Annotated in this window: 12 protein-coding genes; all 12 read left to right on the top strand. The window is 32.5% G+C overall.

Features of this window, described 5'->3' with window-relative positions; translation table 11 throughout:
- The first annotated feature begins 214 nt into the window (after positions 1-214).
- The 12 genes from ACE1ET_RS20055 to ACE1ET_RS20000 all read left to right on the top strand — a co-directional run bounded on the left by ACE1ET_RS20055 (position 215) and on the right by ACE1ET_RS20000 (position 7867).
- A complete protein-coding gene (locus ACE1ET_RS20055) occupies positions 215-493 on the top strand; it encodes a hypothetical protein (protein WP_375730211.1) in 279 nt (92 codons plus the stop codon).
- 119 nt (positions 494-612) lie between these two features.
- Positions 613-750 carry a hypothetical protein gene (locus ACE1ET_RS20050; RefSeq protein WP_375730210.1) on the top strand — a complete coding sequence of 46 codons (138 nt, stop codon included), beginning with the start codon at positions 613-615 and terminating at the stop codon, positions 748-750.
- Positions 751-756: 6 nt separating this feature from the next.
- A complete protein-coding gene (locus tag ACE1ET_RS20045) occupies positions 757-1008 on the top strand; it encodes a SecDF P1 head subdomain-containing protein (protein WP_375730212.1) in 252 nt (83 codons plus the stop codon).
- A gap of 161 nt (positions 1009-1169) precedes the next feature.
- Complete coding sequence (locus tag ACE1ET_RS20040; RefSeq protein WP_375730209.1) at positions 1170-1769, top strand: hypothetical protein; 600 nt, start codon at positions 1170-1172, stop codon at positions 1767-1769.
- Between the two features lie 149 nt (positions 1770-1918).
- Positions 1919-2461 carry a hypothetical protein gene (locus ACE1ET_RS20035; protein WP_375730208.1) on the top strand — a complete coding sequence of 181 codons (543 nt, stop codon included), beginning with the start codon at positions 1919-1921 and terminating at the stop codon, positions 2459-2461.
- 186 nt (positions 2462-2647) lie between these two features.
- Complete coding sequence (locus ACE1ET_RS20030; RefSeq protein WP_375730207.1) at positions 2648-3646, top strand: endonuclease NucS domain-containing protein; 999 nt, start codon at positions 2648-2650, stop codon at positions 3644-3646.
- A 609-nt stretch (positions 3647-4255) separates the two neighbouring features.
- Positions 4256-5281 carry a YaaC family protein gene (locus tag ACE1ET_RS20025; RefSeq protein ID WP_375730206.1) on the top strand — a complete coding sequence of 342 codons (1026 nt, stop codon included), beginning with the start codon at positions 4256-4258 and terminating at the stop codon, positions 5279-5281.
- Positions 5282-5674: 393 nt separating this feature from the next.
- Entirely contained in the window at positions 5675-6124 is a 450-nt protein-coding gene (locus ACE1ET_RS20020; protein ID WP_375730205.1) for a hypothetical protein, read from the top strand.
- Between the two features lie 172 nt (positions 6125-6296).
- Positions 6297-6596 (top strand): hypothetical protein, encoded by a 300-nt coding sequence (locus ACE1ET_RS20015; protein WP_375730204.1) that lies wholly within the window; start codon positions 6297-6299, stop codon positions 6594-6596.
- Positions 6583-7023 (top strand): hypothetical protein, encoded by a 441-nt coding sequence (locus tag ACE1ET_RS20010; RefSeq protein WP_375730203.1) that lies wholly within the window; start codon positions 6583-6585, stop codon positions 7021-7023. The genes ACE1ET_RS20015 and ACE1ET_RS20010 overlap by 14 nt, the downstream gene beginning before the upstream one ends.
- Positions 7024-7184: 161 nt before the next feature.
- Positions 7185-7424, top strand: a complete 240-nt coding sequence (locus ACE1ET_RS20005) for a hypothetical protein (protein ID WP_375730202.1) — start codon at positions 7185-7187, stop codon at positions 7422-7424.
- A gap of 230 nt (positions 7425-7654) precedes the next feature.
- Positions 7655-7867, top strand: a complete 213-nt coding sequence (locus ACE1ET_RS20000; protein WP_375730201.1) for a hypothetical protein — start codon at positions 7655-7657, stop codon at positions 7865-7867.
- The last annotated feature ends 211 nt before the right edge of the window (positions 7868-8078 follow it).

Below are 8078 nucleotides of genomic sequence, written 5' to 3'. Positions count from 1 at the left end.
AGACTTGAAAATGGAAGACTTCAAATAAACTGGCTTGGAGGATTTTTTTCATAGTAAAAAATGGCAGCACACAACACGCGGTCATAGTGCATGCGGTTTTGTTTTAATTTGCAAATTCACATTCCGTATGTCGTCGTTTTCTGCTTGACAGTCTCCACTTCGTGGGACAGTCAACCGCACGACACCATACCGCGGGAACGTTGTAGCCAATTGAATGAACGATACTACTAAACATATAAATTTGAGGATTAATAAATCTGAACTTGATGTAATTAATGAGATAATTGAATCAAAAACAGATTATTTTGACCTTGAAATTCTTAATGAGAAAGCTTATATGTTGATATTTGAAAATATTGATAAGGCAATTGAACTTGACGAATTGATTAAAGATAAATTGATTTATAAAGGTTTTGACATTGATTATAACCCGACTAATTTCGGTCGGATTTGCGAAGACTTAATTGATAAATTTTACCAGATTTTAAAATGAGACAATTTTTATTTTATGTGACAATTTTAAGCGCTTTGATAAGTACGTCAAGTTGCAATGGATAAAAGAAACCTGATAAAACGAAACAGATTGACTTAAATTCGGTTTATGAGAAAAATATGGCGGATTCTGTTTTAGCAACTGGTTGGTATTACCTTTCAGACACAGAGCCTGGATTTAAAATGAATCTTGACAAAACAGAAGAGATTTATTTTGTTGACCCAAAACCGATTTTAGTAAAAGAGCATTTTGATTAAGTTGAGATTTTCGAAACGGATTTTCAAGGACAATATGATGATTATATTGGTTTATCAATTCGGATAAACAAAAAATATGTTGACCTATGGGCAGAAGCAACTGGAAAGTCAATCGGCAAACGATTAGGATTAATAATTGACAATAAACTTGTAAATGCGCCTCAAGTTAACGCAAGAATTGAAGGAGGAATGACAGCTTTGAACCGAGGAGTTTATACACGAGAAGAATTAGAAGAATTTATGAAACTAATTGAATAACAACTGGCTACAACACTTTGTATAAGTAATGGCAGGCGATGTGGTAAATATTAAGGTTTGTAGCCCGCTCAAACTGCGTAGCGGTTTGACAGGAAACTACCACGCAATCTGCCACTACTCATACAATTTACCGTTGTAGCACATTTGGAAAAACCGTAACAATGAGAACATTATTGATAATATTTGGATTAGTGATATTGATTAGTTGCAATCAAAACTCTAAAACGACTGATACAAAAAATTCAAATTCGACCGATTCTGTTTTAAATCCAGTAGATAATAAAATGACTGAGAATAATGATACTGCAGAAGAGATTGATGAGGATTTTGGAAAAATGAGAAAGGATTATATTGACAATTATAATCAGAAACAAAAATTTGATGATTTGGTAATTGATAACTCCGATACATTTAATATGAGTGCATTATATTATTGTTCTTTTGATAGTGCTGTCAATATTCCTAAAGAATACGTATGGGAGTCTGATGATAATTTCATAACACATAATTATTGCCTGAAGATTTCGATTACAAAAAATGGGAATTTGATTTTAAATGATACGATAACAAAAATTGATTTTTTTAAAGTACTTCCTGAGACATTGAGAGATTATTCAGTCCTTTTATTTCCTAATTATAGAGGATTTGATAAAAAGATTGGAAATTTTGAATTTGGATTTAGTTTGACAATTCCAATTACTGATGTCGGACAAGGAAAAACTTTGTTGATTAATAAAAATGGACAAATAGACGTTGAATAAAAACGTGCTACAACACATGGTATAGTGCATGCGGGTTTCAGAGGTTTTCGAGCGTTGGTAGCTCGTAAAAAAAGTCGGTGTAAACTGATTGGTTTTCGCCTCGTAATCCCGCACGACACCATACCATCAACCGTTGGGCACAAGGTTAAATGAATAAGTATCTAAGAAATATTGTTATTATTTGGATTGCAATAATTATTGTGAGGTTCATTTTCAAAAAATTTGACATTTGGTCAGAATATATTATTGTTGAAAACCTATTAAACATAATCACTTATTTTGGTTGGATATTACCATTCCTATTAATTTCCATTATCAAAATAAAAGCATTAAAGTACTCATTATTTTTGTTGTATTCATTTGTATTAATAGTTTTCAGTTTCAAATTATTATTTCTGGGAATTATGTTTTTCAATGACTTAATGACTAGTAATGGATTTGAAAAAGTATATGAAAAAACTCTAAACAATAAAGAAACATTTGCCATTTACAAGACTCCTGATTCAGGGGCAATGGGTAGTTGTTCAAGTACAATATATTGCATTCAAAAAAATCTATTTTTAGGTTTTGTCAAACGCTATAGTCTTAACGAATCAGAATATGAGTTAAAACAAGGAATATATTCTAAAATAGATTCAATCTTTTATCAGAATGACACTATAATATTTGACAATGATAATTTAACAGATTAACCAAAGTAAACCCAGTGCCCAACACGCGGTCATAGTGCATGCGGTTTTATTTTAACATGCAAACCCACATTCCGTATGCCGTCGTTTTCGGCTTGACAGTCTCCACTTGGTGGGACAGTCAACCGCACGACACCATACCGCGGGAACGTTGTGTGCAAGCTTGAAAACTAAGAAACTACATTAATTATGGCAACAGAAATAAAAACATGGGAATTAGTAAACGGACAACTTAATCCGATAAATACTACCCTTGCAGATAATCAAAGAAAAGAAAAAGAGGATTTGGAACAATGGATTAAAACAAATCCAAAGATAATTGGTGAGGATATTTTAATAATCGGAGAACAAGTTCAAACTAAAAGTGGTTTTTTGGATTTTCTGGGTATTGATAAAAATGGCAATACTGTGATTATTGAACTTAAACGAGATAAGCTACCACGGGATGTTATTGCTCAAACGATTGATTATGCCTCAGATGTAGCTACATGGGATATTGATAAACTAAGTGAAATATGTCAAGGGCATTTAAAGCAAGGTTTAGAGGATTATTTGAGCGAGTATTTCGATGAGTTTAATATAGAGGAAGTTGTAATTAATAATAACCAAAGATTATTACTTGTTGGATTCGGAATTGAAGAAGCAACAAATCGTATGATTGAGTGGCTTTCAAATAGCTTTAATTTGAGTATTAATGCGGTGATACTGAATTACTCAAAAACATCATCAGGTAATGAAATACTATCAAGAACAGTAATAATTCCCGAAGAAATTGAAATACAAAAAGCAAATAAGAAAAAATTCACAATTGCCCGTTCTGATAAAGCTGGTGAGTATGAGTCCGATAAATTGAAAGAACTTCTAAAAAAATATCTGACTAAAAACTTACATTCAGCACGTAGATTAAAAGATGTTATGTTGCCAGCCTTAATTAATGGTAAAACACTAACACGTGGTCAGTTGCTAAAAGAATTTGTAAAATCTGGAGAAGCAAAAGATGAGAGTCAAGCTGGATATTTTATGTCATTAATATCTGGTCAATTAGGGCACGAGTGGAAAGATTATTTACGTCAAGTGGTTGAATATGGATATCCAAACTATCACTGGGAAAAGGATAATTTTAAAATTCGGGAAGGATATATTGATTTAGTAAAAGAATTATTAGATGAAATAAACGAATCAGAATAAAGCCAGCACACAACAATGTATAAAAATAATAGCCTAGTTAGTAGGTATTCGGGCGGTTTTAGCCCGCTTCAACTATCATGTAACTTGATAGGTAATTACCACGCAGCCGGCTACTATTCTTATACTTACCGTTGTACACAATGCCGGGATTAGTTGTGTGAGATCGTATAAATTGGCCTCCACCCTCTTTCGGCTGAAGCAGGGAGAGTTCATTATTAAACAGGATCAACGATTGATTTTAACTAAGTGTCGGGTGGAGTCTCGGTCTACACAACTTTAAAGTTTCGTATTTTGACGCAATATCGTGGAGTTTTTGATTTACATTATCCGGTCATGGGTGGCTGAAGCTCAATTGATTTGGAGAAGTGTTTAATTTGTGTAGCATCAATTTAAAGAGCACCTGAGAGAAAAAAAAAGAAGGCACAGTGTACAACACGCGGTCATACTGCATGGCAGTACATTTAAATAAAGCACATCAACGTTCGCAGGCTGCCTCTTTTGTCCTGACAGTTCCTTTCCCGTCGGACAGAAACTGCCACGACACCATACCGCGGGAACGTTAAGTGTAATGCTGAAACTTACTTTGAAAGGTAAATTCTATATAAAAATATGAAAGCTGATATAAACCAAAAACTATTAGCATTAGAGAATAGAGATTTAGTTCAGTCATGGTTTAATAAAATACATAACCGTACACTAAATCAAAGACGAACTAAAGAGATTAATGCCACAGCGAAACAAGCCAGAGAATTTTTCAATAATGCTAAAAAATCAGACATGACGGTTAGACCATTATTGACTTTTTACGGAGTTGCTTGCCTGAGTAAAGCTTTAGTGTTGATCTTAAACGAAAAAAGTGGTGAGTCAAGCTTGAAACCAGGGCATGGCCTTAAAACAAAAGAATGGTCAAAAATCTTATCCGGAGACCTGAATAAAAGCTTATTATCTCTAGGAGAATTAGAAGTAGAAACTTGCAAGGGGCTGTTTTCTCATTTAGTAATTGAATCAAAAAACAGAACCTCAATTCATGTTAGATCCGCTGCGGTAGATTGGAGAATATGGTATGAGAACCCCAATTTAGGAAACCGGTTTAAACTAAATGAATTGTTGTCAAGAATTCCTGATCTCGAAGCGAATCTAGAAACAATGGGGAAAGACGTCAAGTTTGCTTATATCAATTCCATTTCATACAATGAGAAAGATGGTTTTAATGTAAAAATTCAGGCAGCGAAAGCTAAATCTATTGCTGAAAAATATGAAAATTTGGGATATACATATGACTTAGATCAAAATCAGTATAGTATCACTTGTACAGCGGATATATTCAAGACAAAGACTCCTCAATTGCTACATAAATATGTTGACGGAATGTTTGGGATGATTCCACAGCTTTTTATTGTTGAACCTCTCACAAAGAAAGAGAATTATTCTGAAATTTCCCTTTGTTACATAATCTCATATTATTTAGGAATGCTCGTTCGCTATTTCCCTACTCATTGGGTCGCCTTAGTCCATGGCGAAAAAGGAGATCTCTACTGGCCCATCCTATTTAGAGCTCAATACTATGTTGAAAATATTTTTCCTGAACTTGTTTCTGAACTCATTTATGACATATTGAAGAACGCTGAAGAATAAAAATGAACAAAATATTATTAATTATGTAAAAAGGCACTACACTTAACACACGGTATAGTGCATGGCAGTACTTTTAAATAAAATATTACAACATTCGCAGCCAGCTCTTTTAGTCCTGACAGTTCCTATCCTATCGGACAGAAACTGCCACGACACCATACCGCGGGAACGTTGGTGTGCATTTCCCACATCAGAATAACCGATTAATTTATGATACTAACTAATAAATTTTTGAGATTTTTCAAAAATTTGAACTCTGAAAATGACGAAGATTATACTCTGAATAAAAGAATTCACAACAAAACAGGTCAAATTTGACGTTAGTTACAATTTAATGATAAAGTAGGATAAGCCGAGACCTTAACCATGATAATTTAATATGCGAGATAAACTATGATGAGCAAAAAAGCTAGGTTCTTTATAAGCTACATATTGCTAGCTATTTTGGCAATATATCTTTTATTTAATAATCCCAGATCTGAGCTTTATGTGAAAAGATTTTTTAAAGAAAGTAGAACTTTAATTGTTAGTAGGAAATATATTGACAAGTCCAATCACGATACACGCATGATTTATGTTTCTAATTTAAATACGAAAAAAGAGGAAAGAATTGTTATACCTCGTATTGGCAATAGGACAATATTTAATGACTTAAAAATAAATGATTCAATATTAATAGAAAAAGAGAAATATTATATTAGGATAAAAGGTGAAGTTTTAGACACTACAATTAATATCGAACCTCCTTTATCCAAATTGGAAGGAGTTAAGAAATTTATTAGAAATTATGGAGAGATTTTTAAGATAACAAAACGTAATTCTAAAATTGAAAATAGCAAATAAATGAAAAACGCACACCAACACACGGTAATAGTGCATGGCAGTAATTTTAAACAAAATAATTCAACGTTCGCTGCCTGCTCTTTTCGTCCTGACAGTTCCTTTCACGGGTGAAAGAAACTGCCACGACACCATACCGCGGGAACGTTAGCGAGCATTTGACCAGTTCTAAAATATGGCACTCAAAAAAATGGGAAAAAAGAAAGATTATTTCGAGATTATTGCAGAAATAATTATTACTCTTTTGGTATTTGCTGTTGCTGTTGGGTGCATATTACTTTTTGTATTTATTGATAAGAGTGAAATTGCAAGAAACTATCTTGAAAAGATTAATAATGCAAACACTTTAGCTGGATTGAAACTTAACGTATTCTTAGGAATTAGTAAGATAATATTAGCAACTATTGGAATTGCAACTCCTATAATTCTAGTATTCCTGTTAATCAAAAAGCATAGGAAACATGAAATGGACTAGCACTTTGATATTATTGATTACATTCATTTGTAGCTCAACAGCACAGACAAGGAATGAAAAATTTGATAATATAATCTTATCATATAATGGAGATTCAACATTACTGATTCAGAAATATGAAATAGACTTTAAAAAGGAGAAGATTTATTACATAACTCCTATAATGAACTATTTAGACGTAAAAGGAGAAAAATACCGAACTAGAGTAAAAATGAAGAAAGGTGATTGGAACAGAATTGTTTTATTGGTTAATAAAATATATTCTTTGAATCTTGACAAAAACAAAAAAGAACGGGAGCCTAAGGTTACATATTCTTTGGAATTATCAAAAGGAGGAAAACCTATTAAAGAATATTATTTTTATTCTGAAAAAGTTCCTACTGAGTTAAAAAACATGTTTGAGATATTAAGAAAAAACGCTCGCTAACACGCGGTCATAGTGCATGGCAGTACTTTTAAACCAAATAATTCAACGTTCGCGCAAAGCTCCTTTCATCCTGACAGTTCCTTTCACGGCTGAAAGAAACTGCCACGACACCATACCGCGGGAACGTTGTACATAATTATTAGATAAACTTTAAATCATATATGAAATTAGTAATTTTATTTCTCGTTATAAGTTTTTCAATTGACATATACAGTCAAAATATAACGGATATTAATATAGAAGACTTACAAAACAAACAGGCAAAATTTATTGGTGGCAATGATGCTTTACAAAATTTTTTCATACAAAATATGAGGTACCCATTAGAAATGGATTATGGGACAATGATTGGAATTATTATTATAGACCAAAAAATGAGACTTTTAAAACCATTACGATAAATTCTCCAGGAAAAAGTTATGATAAGGAATTTGATCGAGTAGTACAGTTATCAAAAAAACATTGGGAAAAGAATGACTCACTAAATACGCTTTACTGTACATTAACTCTTGACTTTAGTTTTATCGAAGATAAGTACTTTGTTGAATATCAAAATCAACCAAAGTTTATCGCTGGATATATAGTTTTAAAGAATTTTGCCAATAAAAAATTAAAATCCGATGATGAATTAATGACATCTTTAAATAATCAATATTCAAGAAATAACTATAAAAAAGTCTTAAAAATTACTGACGAACTAATAAGAAGAAATCCTTTTTATGACGTTTTATATGTTATGAGAATTAAAGCTCTTAATGAACTTGGTAAAGATGCATCTGAAGAATATTGGTTCCTCTCTGAATTTTTAAATGAAAAGAAATACAAAGATTTAAAAAAGAAATAACTACGCACAACACGCGGTCATAGTGCATGCGGTTTTGCCTTAATTTGCAAATCCACATTCCGTATGCCGTCGTTTTCGGCTTGACAGTCTCCACTCCGTGGGACAGTCAACCGCACGACACCATACCGCGGGAACGTTAGCAATAATTTAAAAATGAGACTGTAACGTAAAAATTAAAATGTCTGAAAAAAGAAAAATACCAGACAAAATT

The organism is Quyinboa mangrovi, from assembly GCF_042219825.1.
Lineage (GTDB): Bacteria > Bacteroidota > Bacteroidia > Bacteroidales > UBA5342 > JBHJHP01.
This window is presented reverse-complemented; position numbering and strand designations above follow the sequence as displayed.